Source organism: Moorena sp. SIO4E2 (assembly GCF_010671945.1).
Taxonomy (GTDB): domain Bacteria; phylum Cyanobacteriota; class Cyanobacteriia; order Cyanobacteriales; family Coleofasciculaceae; genus Moorena; species Moorena producens.
In genome coordinates this window covers 1-17,877 of sequence record NZ_JAAHIE010000107.1, presented here as the reverse complement: position 1 = coordinate 17,877, position 17,877 = coordinate 1, and the positions used below count along the sequence as shown (strand labels likewise).

At 43.6% G+C, this 17,877-nt stretch carries 18 protein-coding genes; 9 read left to right on the top strand and 9 right to left on the bottom strand.

What is annotated here, in order from left to right; translation table 11 throughout:
- Nucleotides 1-481 precede the first annotated feature (481 nt).
- From F6K37_RS14055 to F6K37_RS14040, 4 genes are all read left to right on the top strand, one after another.
- Complete coding sequence (locus F6K37_RS14055; RefSeq protein WP_008178542.1) at nt 482-1,033, top strand: sterol desaturase family protein; 552 nt, start codon at nt 482-484, stop codon at nt 1,031-1,033.
- Nucleotides 1,034-1,178: 145 nt separating this feature from the next.
- A complete protein-coding gene (locus F6K37_RS14050) occupies nt 1,179-1,802 on the top strand; it encodes a Crp/Fnr family transcriptional regulator (protein WP_287250829.1) in 624 nt (207 codons plus the stop codon).
- Nucleotides 1,803-2,098: 296 nt separating this feature from the next.
- Nucleotides 2,099-3,793, top strand: coding sequence for a cyclic nucleotide-binding domain-containing protein (locus tag F6K37_RS14045; RefSeq protein ID WP_008178547.1), 1,695 nt, complete (start codon nt 2,099-2,101; stop codon nt 3,791-3,793).
- A 273-nt stretch (nt 3,794-4,066) separates the two neighbouring features.
- Entirely contained in the window at nt 4,067-4,402 is a 336-nt protein-coding gene (locus tag F6K37_RS14040; RefSeq protein WP_008178549.1) for a DUF8822 family protein, read from the top strand.
- 225 nt (nt 4,403-4,627) lie between these two features.
- On the opposite strand, the gene rpsN is transcribed toward F6K37_RS14040, so the two are convergent.
- The 5 genes from rpsN to F6K37_RS14015 form a co-directional block, all read right to left on the bottom strand.
- A complete protein-coding gene (gene rpsN / locus F6K37_RS14035; protein WP_008178551.1) occupies nt 4,628-4,930 on the bottom strand; it encodes a 30S ribosomal protein S14 in 303 nt (100 codons plus the stop codon).
- A 57-nt stretch (nt 4,931-4,987) separates the two neighbouring features.
- A complete protein-coding gene (nth, locus tag F6K37_RS14030) occupies nt 4,988-5,704 on the bottom strand; it encodes an endonuclease III (RefSeq protein WP_287250831.1) in 717 nt (238 codons plus the stop codon).
- A 389-nt stretch (nt 5,705-6,093) separates the two neighbouring features.
- The gene (rseP, locus tag F6K37_RS14025; RefSeq protein ID WP_287250826.1) at nt 6,094-7,185 is read right to left on the bottom strand and encodes an RIP metalloprotease RseP; all 1,092 of its coding nucleotides are present in this window, start codon (nt 7,183-7,185) and stop codon (nt 6,094-6,096) included.
- 97 nt (nt 7,186-7,282) lie between these two features.
- Entirely contained in the window at nt 7,283-8,566 is a 1,284-nt protein-coding gene (gene serS, locus F6K37_RS14020; protein WP_287250825.1) for a serine--tRNA ligase, read from the bottom strand.
- A 228-nt stretch (nt 8,567-8,794) separates the two neighbouring features.
- Nucleotides 8,795-9,364 carry a DUF3611 family protein gene (locus F6K37_RS14015; RefSeq protein WP_008178563.1) on the bottom strand — a complete coding sequence of 190 codons (570 nt, stop codon included), beginning with the start codon at nt 9,362-9,364 and terminating at the stop codon, nt 8,795-8,797.
- A 741-nt stretch (nt 9,365-10,105) separates the two neighbouring features.
- Here F6K37_RS14015 and F6K37_RS14010 point away from each other — a divergent pair.
- Together F6K37_RS14010 and F6K37_RS14005 are read left to right on the top strand one after the other, a co-directional pair.
- Entirely contained in the window at nt 10,106-10,510 is a 405-nt protein-coding gene (locus F6K37_RS14010) for a PadR family transcriptional regulator (RefSeq protein ID WP_081431986.1), read from the top strand.
- Between the two features lie 248 nt (nt 10,511-10,758).
- The gene (locus F6K37_RS14005) at nt 10,759-11,307 is read left to right on the top strand and encodes a cofactor assembly of complex C subunit B (RefSeq protein WP_008178567.1); all 549 of its coding nucleotides are present in this window, start codon (nt 10,759-10,761) and stop codon (nt 11,305-11,307) included.
- 150 nt (nt 11,308-11,457) lie between these two features.
- Here F6K37_RS14005 and F6K37_RS14000 read toward each other — a convergent pair whose 3' ends face one another.
- Complete coding sequence (locus F6K37_RS14000; RefSeq protein ID WP_008178570.1) at nt 11,458-11,775, bottom strand: DUF3155 domain-containing protein; 318 nt, start codon at nt 11,773-11,775, stop codon at nt 11,458-11,460.
- A gap of 484 nt (nt 11,776-12,259) precedes the next feature.
- Here F6K37_RS14000 and F6K37_RS13995 point away from each other — a divergent pair, with 484 nt between their 5' ends.
- Nucleotides 12,260-13,681 carry a GAF domain-containing sensor histidine kinase gene (locus F6K37_RS13995; RefSeq protein ID WP_287250821.1) on the top strand — a complete coding sequence of 474 codons (1,422 nt, stop codon included), beginning with the start codon at nt 12,260-12,262 and terminating at the stop codon, nt 13,679-13,681.
- A gap of 532 nt (nt 13,682-14,213) precedes the next feature.
- On the opposite strand, the gene F6K37_RS13990 is transcribed toward F6K37_RS13995, so the two are convergent.
- Both F6K37_RS13990 and F6K37_RS13985 read right to left on the bottom strand, forming a co-directional pair.
- Nucleotides 14,214-15,464, bottom strand: coding sequence for an S-layer homology domain-containing protein (locus F6K37_RS13990; RefSeq protein ID WP_287250820.1), 1,251 nt, complete (start codon nt 15,462-15,464; stop codon nt 14,214-14,216).
- Between the two features lie 367 nt (nt 15,465-15,831).
- The gene (locus F6K37_RS13985) at nt 15,832-16,260 is read right to left on the bottom strand and encodes a tellurite resistance TerB family protein (RefSeq protein ID WP_008178579.1); all 429 of its coding nucleotides are present in this window, start codon (nt 16,258-16,260) and stop codon (nt 15,832-15,834) included.
- 77 nt (nt 16,261-16,337) lie between these two features.
- On the opposite strand from F6K37_RS13985, the gene F6K37_RS13980 reads away from it, so the two are divergent.
- Nucleotides 16,338-16,571, top strand: coding sequence for a hypothetical protein (locus tag F6K37_RS13980; protein ID WP_287250818.1), 234 nt, complete (start codon nt 16,338-16,340; stop codon nt 16,569-16,571).
- 310 nt (nt 16,572-16,881) lie between these two features.
- The gene (gene aat / locus F6K37_RS13975; RefSeq protein ID WP_008178584.1) at nt 16,882-17,466 is read left to right on the top strand and encodes a leucyl/phenylalanyl-tRNA--protein transferase; all 585 of its coding nucleotides are present in this window, start codon (nt 16,882-16,884) and stop codon (nt 17,464-17,466) included.
- Between the two features lie 12 nt (nt 17,467-17,478).
- Here aat and F6K37_RS13970 read toward each other — a convergent pair.
- Nucleotides 17,479-17,877: hypothetical protein (locus F6K37_RS13970; RefSeq protein ID WP_287250816.1), on the bottom strand; the 399-nt coding region annotated here is incomplete at its 5' end.

The following is a 17,877-nucleotide window of genomic DNA, read 5'->3' as shown; positions in this document are numbered from 1 at the left end:
TAATTTTTAAAACGAGAAGTCCATACAGACTTGATTTAGCTAATTAAAATTATGGCTAATTAAATTAGCAAGCCCTAGTTAAAGTTAGTATGGTTTTTAATCAAAAAACTGCTTGATATTGGATTCAATTATAGCTCATATATAGACAGATTGATATCCTGTTCGTTTGACTAATGAGCATTGAAAGTTGTTCCTTAATTGTTAAGGGACAATTAACTATTAACTATTAACCGCAAAGGGATATCAATTAATTCAGTAATTCAAATTATATAGCGTAGCGCGTCGTTCAGGAGTGGTACAACTTAGATGAAGTTGAAAAACTAGAAGTCATAAGTCATAATTTTCAAACATTGGCTTAATTGAAACTATTAGATAATATAACGATTATTGTCCAAGAATGATTTAGAATTGCTAGAGTAGCATACCTTCAATAAATAATAAATTTAAGTTTAACCTCTTCTTTGACAAACCTTAACGTTTGTTGACTAAGATCAGCGCATACGAAGAGGAGTTAGATGTGTTTATCATTAAGATATTATTGGTTGCTTTAGTGCAGCTACTACTTGGGGATTTTCTTTCTACTTTTGTGTACCATGTCCCTGAGCACATTTTTGGTAAATTCCATGCCATAGTACACCATAGTAAGAATCGTAGCTTCATTCACTATGCTGTATTAACTAAGAACCCCCTGGTAATCCTTGATGGTTTCGCAGGTGCCTTTCCTTATTTGATGTTTGTGCCTTGGTTCTGGCAGATTTCTCCTCTAGGAACTATCTTGGGACTAGTCTTGGGTGAGCTTCATGTGATCTGGAGGCATGTTTCTGTGATGGAGTGGAAAACTCCCCAGACCCTAGAGCGCCTTTGCAACTTCTTGTGCATTACTACTCCAGAAAAGCATTGGCTTCATCATCAGGATGCAACAGTTGCTTATGGGGATATCTTCACATTTTACGACCAACCAGCACAAGCCTGGTATAGGTTTTTGATGTCAGTTAAGAAGAAATATAAGCTAAGTAGGGAGAAATCAAGTTAGGATGCTGGCTGTTGACTGTTTACTCTTAAGTATATGGTACGGTCAACCCTGGACGGTAAACAGTCAACGGTAAACCAAAACTATTTTGCCTACCCATTATCAAGAGCGTTTAATAGAGCTTTAGAAGCTACAGAACTTATAAACAATGCCTCTAATCCAAAAGGCCTTTCACGGAATATCCCAAGACGGACAAAAACAGCGACAGCGGCTGCGTTGGTATTCAAAGGGGGAAATGATTCCTTTGATTGCACCTGGGATCTGGCAAGTCTGTCAAGGTATTGTTCAACTCAGTAAAATTAACCTTGATGGAGAGGAAGTGCTACTAGGTTGGGCATTGCCCGATACCTCTTTCCGGATTGGGTTGGCTGCTCTAGACACCTATCAGGCTCAAGCTTTATCCGAAGTGCATCTTAAATGGTTTTCGATGATTGAATTGGAAGCGTGCCCTCATCTATCTCATTCCCTATTGAATCAGCTAGGTCACAGGATACAACAGACAGAAGCACTTTTAGCGATCGCTGGACTGCGCCGAGTAGAAGACCGCTTGCAGCAGTTATTATTCTTGTTGAAACAGGAAATGGGGGAGCCAGTTCCCGAGGGCACTCGCTTGAGTGTGCGCATGACCCATCAGAATCTAGCTAATGCCATCGGCACCTCTCGGGTCACAGTAACTAAAACTCTAGGAGAACTCCATAACCGTGGTATGATTACATTTGACAGATACCGTCACATCATTGTCAAACATGGTATAATATGTAATAATCTCTGAAGCTAACTTGAAGCTAGTACTGAGTACTGATTAGTGTAGTGATTAGTGATTGTGTCAGTGTGGCAATGGCTTTTTAGGCTTTGTTGTCAGGTTTGTTGTCAGGTTTTTTACTTGTGCCTGACTCAAAAGTAGTTGTGTTGCTCAAAGCGCTTCATGGTAGCTCGTTCAACGAATTTAACTGGTCTAGGAGTTGCCAGCTGGAAAAGTGGTAAATAGCAACTCTGAGATCTGAATCCTAAAATAATACTAAAATTAAGTGGTATAAATATAGATTCATAGCTGAAAAGCAGTTATTTATGCCTCTTGATCAATTAGTTCCAAAATTCTTAAAAAAATCTCTCTTCCAACTAGGAGAAGTGCCTGTATCTATTTTCACCATACTTCAATTAATCTTTTTATTTTTAATTGCTAAATTTATAATTCAAGATTTCAAAAAATTCCTGAATTATAAACTGCTTAATAAGCTAGTTAATGATCCAAATAAAAGAGAATTTTTATCTAAAATAATTAGTTATGCAATTTTAATCGTATTGGTATATATTATATATTTTATAGGTGGTTTAGATCTAATTAAGTTAACCATTTTTGAAGTAGGTAATACTAAAGTATCTATTAAATTAATAATACAGCTAGTACTGTCTTTAATGATAGTAATTTTTCTGGCTAGTACCCTAAAAAACTTTCTAAAACAAGAGCTACTTCCCCAAATGGGGATTGACGAAGCTAATCGAGCAGTTATCGCTACAATCATCAGTTACGCATTTGGAATATTAGGCATTGTAATTGTTCTGAATAATCACTTTGAATTGGGTTCATTAGCCGTTATTGCTGGTGGCTTAGGGGTTGGAATTGGTTTTGGACTACAGGATATAACTAAAAACTTTATCAGTGGTGTGACATTACTCTTAGAACGAACAATAAGAGTTGGTGATTTCATTGAATTTGATGGGTTATCCGGATATGTTAAAGAAGTCTCCATGCGGTCTACAATCATCCGGACAAGGGAGGGTGGAGATGTAGTAGTTCCTAACTCTCATTTGGTGGAAAACCGAATGCTTAACTGGACTTTTGACAGCTATAAAGCCCGTATACACATACCTGTAGGAGTCGCTTACGATAGTGACCCAGTATTAGTGACAGAAGTCCTGTTAAAATCTGCTTATTTAGAACCATCCGTCTTATCTGAGCCGACACCTAGAGTTCTTTTTAAAGGGTTTGGTGATAGTTCTTTAAACTTTGAACTTCGGGTATGGGTCAATCGAATTGATCAAGAACCTTTTATAAGAAGTTCTTTGAATTTTATTATTGAATATAATTTACGTCAGCAGGGACTCTCAATTCCTTTCCCTCAAAGGGATTTTTGGCTGCGCAACCCTGAAGCCCTGATGGCGAGAGACATTCACCGCGAAAATATTGAAACTATTGAAGAAAATATTGGACAATCAACTCAGCAGCCATTCAAAGTTAAAACACCTAGACCTTTAGCGTTACGTGACTTACTGCGGCAGGTCGATTATTTTAAAAATTTTACTGAATTAGAACTAAGGCAATTAATTGAAATTGGATACCGAAAGCGCTTACGTGCCTCAGAGATTTTATTTCATGAAGGCGACCCTGGAGATGCGTTTTATATTATCCTAGCTGGTTCTGTCGAAGTCTTTGTAGAGAGGATTAACAAAACTCTCAATAATCTTCAGGCCGGTCAATTTTTTGGCGAACTTTCGTTAATGTTAGGCGTACCAAGAACAGCATCAGTTAGAGGGTTAGAAGAGTCACTACTATTTGTAATTAACAATAAAGGTTTTAAACAACTATTGAAGGACTATCCAGATCTATCGGAGATTATTGTCCAGGAATTAGGCAAGCATCAGGAAGAATTAGCTGAGCGACAAAAACAGATGCGGAAAATGGGTTTGTTGGATGCGGCAGAAGATGACAAAAATCTTCTAGTTTGGGTTCGCAAGCGAGTCAAGAGACTATTTGCTCTTTAATAGCAGGATCAGTTTGTTTAGTATTGATACTAAGTTGCGGTCAAAGGTAAAACTTTCTCTACCCCCAATCTCCCAATCTCCCAATTTCCCAATCTCCCTATCTCCCTATCCAAGCAATCGACTATCTTTGAATCCAACTTGGTATGAGTGTTGAGTATGAAGTGTTGAGTGTTGAGTGTTGAGTCTTGAGTGTTAAGTGTTGAGTGTTGACAGTATCATAGAATCAAAGGTCAACAGAAAACTATTTAGCTTAGCCGTCATTAAACCTTATTTATGGCTAAACCGAAACCAATTCCAGCGATTACTCTGCCACCGGCTGCAAATCCTCAGCAGGAAGGTGAATGGTTACGAGAAACTCTTGCGCAATGGCTAGATCAAGAGTTTCTCCCAGAAGCAATTAATCAAACGATTGCACAACGCGCCGCCCAGATTTTCGTCCGTCAACGGATGGAGGGAGAAAATGATTTGGGTTCACTTGTGATTGCTATTGTTACAGAAATGCAGGCGTTTGACTTTCGAGAAAGTTTTTACGGGGAATTTGCGATCGCTAACGCTGTCAGTGACCTACTCTTAGAAAGTCTTGGCATTGATCGCTGTTGTGGCCAGTAGAGGTTTCAGGTTTCAGGTTTGTTTGCGTAGCGTGGCCGCAAGGCCAAGGTTGAAAGTTTCCAGAGCGTCATGCAAGGGTCGGTTTAAGCTCAAGGGAGAGTAGCTATGCTCCTCTTCAGTAGGAAAACCCGAAGGGTAGACTACGGTAAGTCAGAAAATCTTCTACCCTGCAACCTGTTAACCTGCAACCTGTAACCTGCAACCTAAAACCTGCAACCAGTTAACCTACCAGCTTGATTTAACCACACCTGGCAATAGACCTTGGTGCGCCCATTCCCGCAAAACATGGCGAGATAGTCCAAAGTCTCGGTAGTAACCCCGAGGACGCCCTGTAACCCAACAACGGTTCCGCACACGGCAGGGGGCGCTGTTGCGGGGGAGCTGTTGTATTTTCCGGTGGATCTCTAACCTTTCTCGTTGAGTCGCAGCATTTTTAAACTCTTCCTTGAGCGCCTCCCGCTTAGCTGCGTACTTCTCTACCATTTTTTTGCGCTTTTTTTCGCGCTCAATCATTGATTTTTTAGCCATTAATTCTCGAAACTCTATCTAAAAGAAGACACTGCCTTTTTATCTTATCCGATGAACTTAATCAGAGGCTGGTACAGTAGCGTTAGTTTTCCAGCTCTGTGTTGTAGTAGTCGTTTTCTCAGCCAGATCTGCACTGGCACATAAATCCGCCAAAACACAAGCATCACAATCAGGTTTTCGGGCTTTACAAATTGCCCTACCATGATAAATCAGCCGAATCGACCAGTTTTCCCAATCCTGCTGGGGCAAAAGCCCCATTAAATCTCGCTCAATCCTGATGGGATCTTTGTGTTTTGTCAATCCTAAACGCTGACTGAGGCGCTTGACGTGAGTATCTACAGTGACTCCCTGGTTAATACCATAGGCATGGGCAAGTACGACATTGGCGGTTTTACGAGCAACTCCAGGCAACTTGAGGAGTTTGTCCATTTGTTTCGGTACCTGACCACCGTATTCCTTAACAATCATGCGGCAGGCACCTTGAATATTTTTTGCCTTATTGCGATAAAAGCCAGTAGAACGCACTAAAGTTTCCAAGACTTCGATATCAGCACTAGCGATCGCAACAGCATCAGGAAACTGGCCAAACAACTCTGGTGTGACCTGATTCACACGTTCATCGGTGCATTGAGCTGAAAGAATGGTTGCCACCAGTAACTGTACTGGCGTTTCGTAATTCAGTGTGCAGGTGGCGTCCGGATAGAGTTGCTTCAGGCGAATTAGAATCTCTAGGGATCGTTGCTGCTTGGCAGACCATTTACGGCTAATACTCATGGGTTGGAAGGTTGGAAGGTTGGAAGGTTGGAAGGTTGGAAGGTTGGAAGGTTGGAAGGTTGGAAGGCTGGAAGGTTGGAAGGTTGAAGGTTGACAATATCTTAGGGTCAATGTCTTCTGAAGCTACACTAGTAAAACCAACAGGGTAAACTAACCTAGGTCAAGAAATCTTTGTACCTGTAACCTGCAACCTGTAACCTGTAACCTGTAACTTGCAACCTGTAACAACTTGCAACCTGTAACCTGTAACCTGTAACCTGTAACCTGTAACCTACAACCTGCAACCTGTAACCTACAACCTGCAACCTGTAACCTACAACCTGCAACCTGTAACCTGTAACCTGCAACCTGTAACCTGTAACCTGTAACCTGTAACAACCAAACACGGGTCACTGGAATAAGTTTTGTACCCAACCCAGGTTAGCTGTATCCCGAATAATCAAGAAGACACCTAAACCCAGAAGCAGCACTAGCCCAGTTTGCATAATATTCTGCTGTACTTCCATGGGCAAGGGCTTACCTCGAAGTCCTTCAATCAGTAAGAAAGCCAGCTGACCACCATCAAGGGCTGGTAGAGGCAAGATATTAATAATCGCTAGATTGATACTAATCAGAGCTGCAAACTGTAAAAGATTGACAGCGTTGGAACGAGCAATATCGGCTCCAATCGCCACAATTGCCACTGGACCGGATACTTGTTCCGCTGTTTCGCCAAAATTACTCAGTAGCTGACCAAAGCCTTCCAGGGTTAAGACTGTAATGCGTTGATATTCTTCGGCACCACGACTGAATACCTCCAGCAAACTACCAGCACGCTTACGCACTTCCTCCCCATTGGGAGACAGTTGTACACCAATTTTTCCTTTCCCATCTATCCCTGGTTCCGGAATCACCTTCAACAGTAGCGTTTGTTTTTGACGCTGTATCCGCATTTCCAGGGGCTGGTTGGGATGATTTTGAATCGCTTTCATGAGGAAAGTAATCCCTTCCGGGTTTGCTTCCAACTCTTGACCATCTACGGCGAGAATTATGTCTCTTGGTTTAAGGCCTGCTTCTGTAGCCACTAAACTGCTTTCTGGGGCAAGTTTAGGCACTACCACACCCGGTTGGTAGTTGAATTGGGAGATGCCAACCATTCCTACCTGAGCCACAAGCAGGAAGTAAGCAAAGACCAAGTTAGCAATGACACCAGCACTAATCACAATTGCCCGGTCTAGAATCGGTCGGTTGCGGAGCAAATTGGGGTCATTGGGAGGAATATCGCTATCGGGGTCATCATCAGGAAAACCCACAAACCCCCCTAGGGGAATCGCTCGCACTGCATACTCAGTTTCTGGACCCTGATATTTCCAGAGAATTGGACCAAAGCCAAGAGAAAAGCGATTGGCATAGATTCCTTGCAGACGAGCTGCCATAAAATGACCCAGCTCGTGAACAAGAATCAAGACTGCCAAAACTGCAATCGCCGCCAAAATTGACATATAAGTGAAGAATTTATTTAATGTAATGTTAACTTCATTTTTCTATTGTATAGGCATTGCAATTAGGTTCTAGGTTCTAGGCTGATGGCTGATGGTATTACAAGACGTCTCGCCCCATATAAGGCTGTAAAGCCTCTGGGATCTTAACCGTTCCATCCGGTTGCTGATAATTTTCCAGAATGGCTGACATAGTACGCCCCACTGCCAATCCTGAGCCATTGAGAGTATGAACAAAGTGAGTGCCTTTTTTGCCGGACTCTTTGAAGCGAATCCTACCCCGCCGTGCCTGGAAATCAAAGCAATTGGAGCAACTGGAAATCTCCCGATATGTCCTTTGCGAAGGCAGCCAAACTTCTAGGTCATAGGTTGTAGCGGCTGAGAAACCTATATCCCCTGTACACAGTTCTACAGTCCGGTAGGGTAATTTCAAGGTTTCCAAGATCGCTTCAGCATTCTTAAGCAGTTTCTGATGTTCTTCGGAGGATGTACTCGGATCAACAATTTTCACTAGTTCAACTTTATTAAACTGGTGTAGTCGAATTAGACCCCGGGTATCCCTTCCATAGCTACCCGCTTCCCGACGAAAGCAGGGGGTGAAGGCACAGAGATTAATGGGAAGTTGGGATGCTTCGAGGATTTCGTCTCGGTAGAGATTCACCAATGGCACTTCTGCTGTGGGTGCTAACCACAAATCATCATCAGAACACTTGAAGCTGTCCTCGGCAAACTTGGGCAACTGACCGGTAGCGGTTAGGGATTCACTGTTGATTAGTACCGGTGGCATCACTTCGGTATAGCCAGCAGCAATTTGCTGGTCAAGCATGAAGTTGATTAGTGCTCGTTCCAAAGCAGCACCAGCCCCGATCAATGTCACAAATCGACTCTGAGCGATTTTCACCCCTCGCTCAAAGTTAAGAATGCCGAGTTTTTCGCCAATTTCCCAATGGGGGAGAATCGGAAAATCCTTGGGAATGTACTCATCACCCCAGCGATGGACTTCCACATTTTCGGCTTCACTCTTGCCAATCGGTGTGGATTCGGAGGGCAAGTTGGGGAGGGATAGCAAGAGGGTGTTCAGCTGGTCTTTTAGGTCTTTTTCTTTGGGTTCCAGTTCGCTCAACTTAGTTTTGATTTGGTTACCCTCTTCCTTGAGCGACTGAATTTCTGGGCTTTGTGGAGGACTACCCGATTTGATTTTTTGACCAATCAGCTTACCAATTTCATTACTACGAGCCTGCAACTGGGTGCGGGATGTTTCCAGCTCCCGCTGACGCTGATTCAGTTCCAGAATAGGTTGTAGGTCATATTGATTGACACTACGTCGGTCGAGTAGTTCTTGAACCTTTTGTGGATTTTCCCGAATTTGCTTTAGGTCAAGCACGAATTTTCTTTACTAAAATGACGCGATCGCATGATCGGTACTCATCTGAGCAACATCGATCTAACTTCACCAATTTGCCACAGTTTTCTTGCCAACGGCAATTAACTTCTCCTGGGAGTAGGGAGCGGTGCGACAATCAAGCAAATTTAATTACGGGTCAAGCGCACCGAGGGAGTAGGGAGTAGGGAGTCGGCTGGTGAGCTGGTGAGCTGGTGTGGGGTATGTTGGCTAGCGACTGACTCGATTAAATAGCCACAGGGAAATGGCTATGCCAACAAAATTAGCAAAAATAGTGTTGATGTTTGCCTGCACAACAAACAGGTCTATCGGTGGAACATCATTACAAGCCAACCCAACTGGACTTTGTTGCTGAGCTAGAGCTAGGGCTACAAGGCTGCCTATGACTGCAAATGAGCCAATGATGGTCAATAACATTCCTACTAAACTGACAATCAAGCCCAGCCTAATCGTTTGAAGGGTTTGAGCTTTGCTTGGTATGTCTGACCCATTGGCAGCTAGCAGCCGACTAGCGATGCCAGTGTAACGGTAGGCAAAATAAATGCCTATACCTAAAGCCACTAGTCCACAAACTACGAAAAAAAGACCGAAGCCGATTCCTTGACCCCCTTGATTGTCAGGTTGAGGGCTGGCAAGGGCAAACCCTGCAAACACTAAAATCAGCGTAGAAATAACCCCTAGGATTAACTGAGTCCAGAAGGAAATCCAACCGAATCTGCGTAGGGTTAGGGCAATTTTTTGACGAGCTGGTGGGATGGAACTGTCAGGTATCTCTCGCATGGGGGCTGTGTCCCTTGAGTAATCACTTTTGAACCGCCTACCACGCGCTCCGCAACGCGAAAAGACGTAGGGCTAATCTTGGGTTGGAAGCTAAACACCCTTGTGGTAGGTCGGGGGGGTCAGCAACCAACTTTATTGTGACAAGGATTGATCACACTCGCAATTCATCCCCAGCTAAATCGCAGATAAAGCCCTGAGGGACTTCTTGTGGGAACCGTTAATTTTCTACAAAACCTGCCTGAATGGGTCCTATGTGAGATGAGCAATATTAATGGTTCACTTTTGTGTTACACTAACCCCCACTTACTCCCACCCCCACAAAGATTGCTATATATTAATCCCTCCATGCCCCCATCCTTCCATCCCCGATCATCCTCTCTAGGTCGCATCAATGAAATTGGTGTTACTCGTCTGTCTTGTCTTCCTTCCCGATGTTCCCCTTGATAGTCGGTAGTTTTGGATAACGGTTTCGAGCAATTATTAAAGTTGATCTTTACTTTTTAGGTGTGTTAAGTCCAAAATTCATTAAACTTTCATCAAATTAGGGAGATATTTAAACCCTACGCCAGAGATTTTTAAGTTATAAAGTGTGATAGCGATGTACCTACCAAGGTGAGTCGTTTAAATAAAACTCACTGCAAAACGCGCGTGAATTTCCCAGGGTGCCTCCAACCATGATTATTTGCCAGAAAACCCTCTAATCCCATCTAGAATAACTGGGAATTCCAACTACATATGCAGATGAAATTCGAAGATATCTATAACTTTTTCCAAGATCCTCCACCCAACTATCTCAATAAAGAATTAGCCGTATGCTATGTGCTATCGGTGTTGTTGCAAGGAGAATCTTATGGAACACAACTGATCCAACAACTGGAACAAGAATACCCCACCTATCGACTTTCAGATACTGTCCTCTACAGTGCACTGAAGTTTCTTGAAGAAAAACAGGCAATTTCAGCCTACTGGCAAAAAGTAGAAGGAAGAGGACGCCCACGCCGGATGTATCAAATCTGCCCAGAGTGGCAGGAGAAAGCTATAGAACTGGCCAGTTTTTGGCATGACTATATGGCTGAGGAAACAACCGTGGGGAAATTTCAGCCAAGGACTCCCTGCCACCAGTCTGTTGTTGAGTCAGTTAGGTAGGGAAGTAGCAATTTTTTCCAGGGTGCTGTCTTTGAAAACCCTGGTGGCATCCCAGAAGTCAGGTGATGCATTGTCTTACCCAGATGTGAATTCAGGTGAATTCAGGGCGTGCTAGCTGCTAGCCATCTACCCACACCAGCATCTTACAGCCTCTAGCTAGTGGGTACCGAGGAGCTAACCTGACCAAAGTGTGTCTAAGAAATTGTAAAGTAGTAGCAAAGGATGTGTATTTTTATCGTTAATATTCAGTGAATACAACTATTCTTGCTTCTACACTTTTGCTAACCCTTTTATTGGCAGTAGGTTTGTTTTTCTTTATTCGAGCCTCTGTGAAAGACCGAATACAACAAGTCAAGTTAGCTTCCCCAGAAACAGAAGAATCGCTTCTAAATCAGTTGAAGCAATATTTTGATCAAAGAGCCTACCAGGTGGCGGCGGTGGATGCTGCCACTAATCAAGTCACGTTCCAGGGGATAGTCCGACCGAGTTGGTTTCTGGCTATCTTTTTAACCGTCTTAGCTGCCTGTGGTATAGTCTGCTTATCTCTAGTGCTCTCTATTTTGTTTCCGACTTTGACTAAGGTGTTTTTGGGGCTAGTGGCACTAGCTCCCGCTGCGGGCCTTTTTTATTGGAAAAAAGCTGAGCGACTCGAACAGGTATCTCTGAAATTAGAATCAGCGTCTACCCAAGCCCCTGGGGATCAAGCCACTGCGGAGCAATCTTTGGTTATAGTCACTGGCCATCGCGATGAACTAATACAACTTCAACAGTCTCTGAAACTAAAACCCTTGCTGTAAGCAAGCAGGGTTTGACATCCTCCCCAACTATAATCAGCGAGATCAATTTCCAGAATAGGTAAATTTACCAAGATACTTAGCCCTCCTCAAGCCAAAGAGTTTGAGGAGGGCTAAGTCAAAGCACTTTCAATAAATATTACCAGTAAGGTTTCAGCGGCTACGAGCGGCAACCCCTACCTTCTTTAAGGGAGAGTTGATTAATCGCAAACTGGGAAACAGAAAATGATTTTCTTCCACATATTGGGCACCGAAGAGCCCTTTTTCTGCCCAGAAATAACGGTCTGTGGTATGCTCGTTACGTTTGACCAGTAGTAGGGCAGGTGGAACTATCCCTTGTGATCGAATGTATGCCCGTGCTGCTGTAACCGGTTTATACTCGCCACTTTCTAGATTGTACTGAGGTACATGCTCAAGTATCTTGCGCCCTTCTTGGCGGCGGCGACTCTTACGCTTACGTCTTCTTGCCAACCTTTTTACCTCCTCTTTTTGCTGGCAATTGTAAAGATAGTTACAAAAGCCTTGGAAATTATATCGAGTCTTTTGAGAAATATCAAGCTCTTGTCATAGAACTAAATAAACCGGCTGAAACCTTTGACAGCAATACTTTAGGGGATTTTCAGTTTCCTGATGACCTCCGGAAAATTCATACAAAAATTTAATTTATTTAATAAAAATTAAATATAATTAGAAGAAATAGCCTTAAACTCATCCGAGCATTACACTGATCAGGTGATGAGGTGATGGGGTGATCAGGTGATTGGGCAACGGATGTAACGGATATTTGCCATAGGTCTAATGACTGATGACTTATCACGCTATGACTTATCACGCTATGACTAAAGCTGACTAAAGCATAATAGTCAATTGTTTAAGGGGTTCGACATTTATAGAAGGGAAGCTGATAGTGGCTTAACTTCGAGTAGGATTAACCCAGATCACTCATCTATAGCTCATGTTCACTCGATTCAGTTCAGAATTTGTCTCCCTGTGTCGAAACCAAGTGGCTTTATTAACCCAAGGACTGGGAGCAGCTAGTGGTGCTGTATATTTAACGGAAGAATTCGTTGAGGGAAATCAGGCAAAGCTAATTCCTGTGGTAGTTTATCCGGAAACAAGTACCGTGTGGGATATGAGTGATCCTGACTGGGTTTTGCCACAGAAAATAGGTGAGATTGATCAGATTCCTCGATTATCCAGCAGCTTACCTCGGCTACTCCCTCAGGGAAATAACCAAGATCAAGATTTGGGTTCAACCTCTTTTGACTGGACAGAAAATTCCCTACAGCAGCAGCACCAAATTGTTTTACCTCTAATCCATGAAGGGATAGTGATGGGGTTATTGGTGAGTGCTCGTGATGATAGACCTTGGAATCACACAGAACAGGCAAGTGTGGAAAGCATTGCCAGAACCTTAGCGATCGCATATGTCATAGAACAGCGTCAAGGTTGGTTTGAGCAGCAGTTGACTCAGCACAGACGTCTACAGGCAAAACAACGGGATATGCTTGATGATCTGCTGCATCAATTTCGTAATCCCCTGATGGCCTTACGAACCTTTGGTAAGCTACTGCTGAAGCGACTGGTACCAGGAGATAAAAACTATCCAGTGGCTTCGAGCATTATACGAGAAAGCGATCGCTTACAGGAGTTGCTGCAACAGTTTGATGCTTGCCTGGACATGAACCAAACCGGTACAGCATCCTTAACTTTGCCTGTAGCTACGGCTGAGGCTTGCTCATCCCCAGAATCAGATGATCTTGGGGAGATTTACCCAACTAGTCACTCCGAACCACACTCCACCCCAGGGGAATTTCCCCTACTCACGGACAAAACTCTTCCGTTGCAACTGTTTGCGGTCAAGGATGTCTTAGAACCCTTGCTTATATCTGCTGACGCTATTACTCAAGAGGCTAATTTGGAGTTGCATTGCTCTATTGCCCCTGATTTACCTTTGGTGAAAGGCAATCCTAAGGCTTTACGGGAAGTGTTGAGTAATTTGATTGACAATGCTTTGAAGTACACTCCAGCTGGGGGAAAAATTGATATCCAAGTTGGTGTTGGACAATGGCTTGATCATGGTAATGCCATAGCGATCGCAATTAGTGATACTGGTCCAGGTATTGCTCCAGAAGACTTAGACCATCTGTTTGAGCGACATTATCGGGGAGTTCAAGCTAATGGTCCTATCCCTGGCACTGGTTTAGGATTAGCGATCGCAAAAGAACTCATGGCATACATGCAGGGTGATATTGAAGTCTTTAGTCCTGCCAAACTACTATCAACTGAGGAAAATGGGGAATTATCCATTAGTCATGGTCAAGATAACTCAAGGATGGGAACAACCTTTATCGTTTGGTTGACTTACGCTCAGTAGCCCTCAGTAGATAGTTGTTGTTGACCAAAAATATGGGTTTCAAGCCTGGCCTTTGGCCACGCTACTTGAGGTGCCCTTCTAGGGCGACTTTTCCAGGAATAATGTATAATATATTTAATTGTGTAGCCTAGCACAGGCAGGATTCGTCGGTACTGCCCTATTTAATAACGAGCGTTTTGCGATGCTAGTACACGAGGCGCGAAAAACCTCGCTATACGCATGGATCTTAACGGATACCGAACACCAGTAAAATACAGTTTCAAAATATTTAACGTACCGTGGGGCACACGGAAACGGGGAAATTCCCAACGCTTAGGGAGATCAGCCCACTGGGGTTAGTTAAATTAGGCTCGATATTTGGTTTTTAAACGGGTATTTGGCTTAAGTATTGCCTTTCAGGATAGCTAATTTTAAGGCGTGTCGTAGAACTAAGAATCCTCGCTCTTTTAGGGCGGGGAGTGTCAACGTTGAGAGGTTGGCTGTGATTGGTTAATCTATCATCCTCTCAACAGTTAACTGTCCACATATGTAGTTACTGACTGCTAATCACCAGGTCAGAGTCGATGGTAAGCTGTAAGTCGGTTTCTGGTTCAACCACAAATAGGTCAACGCTGCTGCTACCAAATAAACGTTTGCCGATATTTAAAGCGATGCCAGAACTAACTCCGATCAAGATTTCTTCTGTAGCGATCGCACGGTCACCGGTAACGGCAGAGATAGCAGCGGCGGCAGCGGTACCAACTGCTGCATCTTTTAGGATACTCCCTGGATTGCTACCCTTGCGAATGGTTTCAGTGGTGGTAATTTCCTCAGAGGTGGCATTAAACGATAGGGTTTCACCATTGATCAACAGCCGCTGAGCTACAAACTGAGCTCCCTCTTTTGTCGCACGCAGTTCGCCAACCACTTCACTACCAGCAGGAATCAGCAACTTGCCCTCATCAGCAGTGGTAATGTTTAAATCCACTGTCAGGGTTAGGGGAATAGTTTCCTCTTGGGCGAGCAGAATTTTATCTTTTTTGTACTTAACCGGAATAGAAGTACCTGCAGGAATTGTGAAGGCTACAGGTGCTGGATTGGGATCGATAATGTATTGGGAGCTAATCACTGGGGCTTGTTCTGTTGCCACCAGCGCTTGGTACATAAAAGCTGCAACTTCTGCACGAGTTGCATTCCGAGTCGGATTGAGAAAGGCAACGTTAGGATAATTAACCACCAAACGATTTTCTGTAGCAGCAGCGATGGGAGCACGGGCAAAGTTAGAAATTTGGCTGCCGTCGCGGTAGAAACTGACCAGTTCTGAGGTAGAACCGCTGGAAGAGAAATTCAGTCCATTAGAAAGGGCAACTAAAACTTGTTCACGGGGAATATTTTGTTCAGGTCTAAAGATATTACCAGGGTAACCACTTAGAAATCCGGTTTGGTAGGCTTCCTGAATGGCAGGATTTGCCCAGTAGTTGGAAGCAACATCCACGAAACTGTTGCCACCGCGAATCGCGGGTTTATTGAAATCTTGATTTGCTTTACGCAGCATTGCCGCAAACTGAGCGCGGGTCACTGGTGCATTTGGTCTGAAGGAGCCATCAGGAAATCCGGCAATAATACCGCGCTGGGACAATTCCCCAATAAACTCACTTGCCCAGTAGTTGGATGAAACATCGATAAAGTTAGTGCTTTGGGCAAAGGAGGGAGCAGGTGCGACTAGGGGAGCCATGGTGGTGGCGGTGAGTCCAAGGGCTAAAACAGCAGCAGTTCCTGATTGAAAATGATTTAGGTTAAGCATGGAAGGCATTCTCTTAAATTAATGTGTTCTTAATTAAATAGAACCAATCAGATGCTAGATGTTCCTAGGTTCAATAAAATTGTTTTTTTTGCTCAAAATAAGCATAAAAAACCAGATTACGCCTGTTTAATAACAATCATTTCGGCACAATCTGAGTAATTTGACGCTAGTAACATTCCATGAGTTGCCAACCACTTGCCAGATCAAAAATTGTCACATTAGCCCAAGGGGGTGGGGTGACCAGTTGACCCCGTGTGGAGTGTAGTAGGAGAGTGCTCAGGGTGACCCTAGAGCTAGAGTTGCTGGGTAAGTCCTGAAGTTTTGAAGACTTACCCAGCACTTAGCCACTGATCTACTGACGCAGTAATCAATCAGTAAATTGCTTATTAATCCACCGGCGGTAAATTTTTTGAATTGCTTTGAGTACTTTTTGACTACTCGACTGCTGAGATGGACTGCTGGGGTCGAGTAACTGCAAGCGATTCAGAAGTTTCGCTTCTTCTGTGTCTACCAGCCCATCACTATAAATTAAAGCACTGAGGGCTTCAATCAAGCGCTGATAGTCTTCTGGACTAGGGCGATCGCCTAAATACTCTTCCACCCAACTGTAGCATTCATCTGCTGACACAGCTTTGAGTTCATACAGTAACGGTTTAATCTCTGGGTCGTCAGCAACTCCATATTCCTTGGCGACTTTATACAGATATTCCCGTTCCTCTGCCTGAACTTTACCGTCTATCCAGGCGGCACCGATTAAAATTTTGAGCAACTGTTTGACATTAGAATTTGTAACCATGACTTTATCTCTCCAGTAGGGGGGAACCGAACCAATACAGCACTTGTTGCCGGGAGCAGGTCAAATTTGCAGAACAAATGAACTATATAGGGAACAGGGAGCAGGGAGCTGAGGCCGTAGGCCACGCTACGCGAACGGAGTTGGGAGCTGAGGCCGTAGGCCACGCTACGCGAACGGAGTTGGGAGCTGAGGCCGTAGGCCACGCTACGCGAACGGAGTTGGCAATATTGCATCAAAAATTCTCACAATTCCTAAACGGTACCCTATACTATCAGAGCAACCTAAAACACATTAGGGAGCTATGGCTTTAGTACAAATGTTCTGCATAAGTGACATGCTCCCCTTGTTGCCAATCAACCTTGAATCATCAACAGCTTGCCACGATTAGGGGAAAAGGGAAAGTGGAAAGGGAATAGGGGGAAGAGTGGGAAGATTGGGCAGACGGGGGAGAACTTTGTCAAAAAACCGGGTTTGTTAAAACTAACTTAGTTACACCCCTTTATCTAGGTAATAAACCTCATTTCTTTAAAGCCAATTTTTTTTTCACAGAAGTTTCAACCGGTAGTATGTTACGTTTAGTTCTACTTAACTAATTTAGTTCTTACTTACACAGTTCTGTTAATGGAAATCGATATTGATTACTTAATTCAAGGGTATGCTCAAGGCTATTTCCTAATGGCAGATGATACTGGTAATTTAGGCTGGTACTCAAGCCGCAAACGTGCTATAATTCCTCTCGATGATCGGTTTCGCTATCCTAAATCTCTGCGTCGTGTCCTAAATCAGGAACGGTTTAGTGTCAGCATTAACCGAGACTTTTTAGGGGTAATGACTGGTTGTGCTGACCGTGAAACTACTTGGATTTCTCCAGAACTAAAGGAAATTTATTGGCAATTTTATAAGGCTGGATGGGCCTACAGCTTTGAAACTTGGCAGGGAAATCAGCTAGCAGGAGGAATTTTGGGCATTGTAATTGGTGGAGCGTTCATTGGTGAATCGATGTTTTATCGGATTCCGGAGGGCTCGAAGGTAGCGATGGTTAAGCTAGTAGAACGGTTGCGTCATCGAAACTTTTTGCTGTTTGATGCTCAGATGATGAATTCTCATCTAGAACGGTTTGGTGCCTGTACGGTAAATGAGCAAGAGTATAGTCTGCTATTACAGCAGGCAATAGCACAAACCTGTTCCTTTGATGAACCGATCTAACTCAGCTAGGGCTTACTTGCTCCAAATAGCCAAACCTCCTCCCCGACCTCTAGCAGCAATGCAACGGTTTTCCACTAAAAAGTAGGTGAAGAATGCTTGTTCTTTTAAGGGTTGCTCATAGAACCTAGTTTCCCGGTCTTGTCCACCTTTAATGTAACCTTGATAAAGTGTTAGACCAGATAACGATATCCTGATTTGACTAAAGTCGAAAGCTAAGATATTGGTCTTAGGATAAAACTTCGTAGGACCGGTGAGAACTATTTGAAGCGGTCCAAGTTGAACAGCATTTTGAACCGTGCCTTGGTCTTGAGAAGACTCTGATGGGGAGTAGGATAGGTAAATTTTGATCCACTTTGGCAGAAATCGTCCGCTACCCAAGATCACCCCTGCTCGTTGGCGCGATCGCTTTGT